Source organism: Streptomyces lancefieldiae (assembly GCF_031845825.1).
Lineage (GTDB): Bacteria > Actinomycetota > Actinomycetes > Streptomycetales > Streptomycetaceae > Streptomyces > Streptomyces lancefieldiae.
The window spans coordinates 1-409 of record NZ_JAVRFH010000387.1; the positions used below are offsets into that span (position 1 = coordinate 1).

General features: G+C 42.1%; 1 protein-coding gene. It reads left to right on the forward strand.

The window, feature by feature from the left end:
* Window positions 1-18 precede the first annotated feature (18 nt).
* On the forward strand, window positions 19-409 hold a 391-nt coding region (locus tag RM812_RS42645), incomplete at its 3' end, for a hypothetical protein (protein WP_311586472.1).

Sequence of the window (409 nt, forward strand, 5' to 3'; positions counted from 1 at the left end):
TCGATAAATAATGCATTCTTGAATAATGATGGCGCACAGAATGATGAGTCCAACGATTACTTCGGAATGGAACTCTTGTATAATACGGTGGATTCCGGTTTGGGAAATACGGGTTTGTATGATGGAAATATCAGTGCGATCCGATGGAAGGGATTAGGCGATGGCAGTGGAGTTGTCGGACAGAAAGGATACGCTTTCACGTATGACAAGGACAACAAACTTAAAGCTGCTATCTACAAGGTTAAGACAGCCACCGGTACGACAGAAGTTAACAATTTGAATGAAAGCCTTACTTACGATCACAATGGCAACATTTTAACATTGGTGCGTAATGAGCGAATGCATAAGCTCCTGGGTGGAGCAACCGTAGCATTTACTCCAAAGATGATCGACAATATGACGTATACAT